Source organism: Treponema sp. (assembly GCF_045657965.1).
Classification (GTDB): domain Bacteria; phylum Spirochaetota; class Spirochaetia; order Treponematales; family Treponemataceae; genus Treponema_D.
In genome coordinates this window covers 1-2,101 of the sequence record NZ_JAZOUG010000267.1, presented here as the reverse complement: position 1 = coordinate 2,101, position 2,101 = coordinate 1, and the positions used below count along the sequence as shown (strand labels likewise).

Annotated in this window: 3 protein-coding genes; 1 reads left to right on the top strand and 2 read right to left on the bottom strand. The window is 38.4% G+C overall.

All coding sequences use genetic code 11. The annotated features are described in order from the left end of the window. Nucleotides 1-832, top strand: an 832-nt coding sequence (locus tag ACKI5B_RS10045) for a flavocytochrome c (RefSeq protein ID WP_407428336.1), incomplete at its 5' end; no start/stop codon positions are given. On the opposite strand, the gene ACKI5B_RS10040 is transcribed toward ACKI5B_RS10045, so the two are convergent. Continuing rightward, nucleotides 819-1,493, bottom strand: coding sequence for an ABC transporter ATP-binding protein (locus ACKI5B_RS10040; protein WP_407428334.1), 675 nt, complete (start codon nucleotides 1,491-1,493; stop codon nucleotides 819-821). The genes ACKI5B_RS10045 and ACKI5B_RS10040 overlap by 14 nt on opposite strands. Before the next feature lie 4 nt (nucleotides 1,494-1,497). Continuing rightward, on the bottom strand, nucleotides 1,498-2,101 hold a 604-nt coding region (locus tag ACKI5B_RS10035; protein ID WP_407428332.1), incomplete at its 5' end, for an ABC transporter permease.

The window sequence follows — 2,101 nt, the reverse complement described above, 5'->3', positions numbered from 1 at the left end:
AACAGAAAACGGAGAATACACGATTCTGGCAAAGGCTGTGATTATTGCAACAGGCGGTTTTGCAGCAAATTCTGAAATGGTTGAATATTATTGTCCGTCTCTAAAAGGATTTGGTACGACCAATCATAAAGGAGCAACAGGGGATGCATTTGCAATGACAGAAAAATTCAATGCAGAACTTGTTCAGATGGAGCAGATTCAGATTCATCCGACTGTTGTAAAAGGTACTGGAATGATGATTACAGAAGCTGTCCGCGGAAACGGAGCTATTCTTGTCAACAAAAAAGGCAGACGCTTTATCAACGAAATGGAAACACGGGATATTGTTTCTTCTGCTATTCTAAAAGGTTCCGGTAAAACAGCATGGCTTATTTTTGATCAGAGTGTCCGCGATTCCCTGAAAGCAATTGATGGCTATGCAAAGGCTGGTTTTCTTACTGAAGCAGACTCTGTTTCGGCACTTGCAGATAAACTTTCTATTCCTTCTGATGAACTTCAGACAACAACTGCTTTATACAATTCATTCGTTAAAAATAAAAATGATGCTGATTTTGGACGGAATCCAGCCAGTATGGAGCGTACATTGGAAAATGGTCCGTTTTATGCAATTGAAATTGAGCCTGCTGTTCATCATACGATGGGCGGTCTGAAAATTAACGAAAAAGCTCAGGTAATCGATAAATCCGGAAAAGCAGTTGATGCGCTTTTTGCAGCAGGTGAAGTTACTGGCGGTATACACGGAGCTGAACGTCTGGGTGGAAATGCCGTAGCCGATTTCTGTGTTTTCGGAAAAATTGCTGCAGACAGTGCATTAGAGCTTATAAAAGATTAAAGTTGCCGGAATCCATTCTGTAGATTTTGTCAGCATAATCAGCAGCACTTGCTTCGTGTGTTACAAGCAGTACAGATTTTCCTGAATGAGCCGTTTTCTGCAATAATTCAAGAACGGCTTTAGTATTTTCATCGTCAAGATCATCGGTCGGCTCGTCCGCAAAAATGATTTGTGGATCCATAATCAGACTTCTGGCAATTGCCATGCGCCTTAATTCTCCGCCGGAAAGTTCAGTCATTTTGCTGTCTGCAAGTTCTGAAATTCCAACAAGTTCGAGAAGTTCCCGTGCTTTTTCTTCATATTTTTTTGTATCTCTGTAAATTGAAGCAGGTGCAAGTACATTCTGCAGAACTGTCAGTGAAAAAAGTCCTGTAACTCCCTGCGGAATGACACCGAATTTTTCGTTTCTTAAGAAGGAAAGTTCATCATCTTTCAGGGTGTATAAGTCTTTTCCGTCTAAAAAAACATTTCCTGAACTTGGCTTTAAAAGACCTGCAAGCATGTAGAGAAGGGTAGATTTTCCGCTTCCACTGCGGCCTGTAATTTCAGTGAGTTTTCCTTCTTCAAGTTCAAAATCAACAGTCTTAACTGCTTCAAAATGTGAAGAGTTTTTTGTCGGCCGGTAATATTTTTTTGATAAATTTGTTGCCGTTAATTTCATGTCATTAGTTTCCTTCGCGTAAAATAATTCCTGTGTCAATTTTTGAGATTTTATGTGCTGAATATGAACTTGTAAGACAGCCAAAAATCACAGAAAGTAAAAGACTTAATATCAAAAGAACGAGAGTTTTAAAAAAATCAGGAAGTAAAAAAGGCAGACCAATCGCTTCCTTAATTAGTGAATGAAACGGTAAAATGCATAAAACTGCAATTATAATACCGCTTAAAGAACCTGCTGCATTTACTAAAACAGATTCTGCTGTAACAAGTCGGGAAAGCTTTTTTTTGCTTGCACCCATTACACGAAGAACAGCAAATTCTTTTTTCCGTTCTCCTGTAATTAATGTTGAAACAACTGCAAGAATTATAAGACATAAAATCCAGACAACAATCATTAAAAGACCTGTGATTTTTGAGAAACTTGAAAGACTTGAAGCAATTCCGCTGGTCATTGCTTTTGTTTTAACAGCCTGTGTTTTTTTTACTTTACGCTGAATCTGACCTGCAATATTGTCAATATCATAGCCGTCTTTAACTTTTACCATAACTGTTGAAATCATTTTTCCGGCTGTTTCTTTGTCAGAAAGAAAACTCCAGCCAATCTGGTCT

What these genes read in the sequence shown, in the direction of transcription:
- ACKI5B_RS10040 (WP_407428334.1), bottom strand. Translation starts at nt 1,493, where the DNA reads ATGAAATTAACGGCAACAAATTTATCAAAAAAATATTACCGGCCGACA.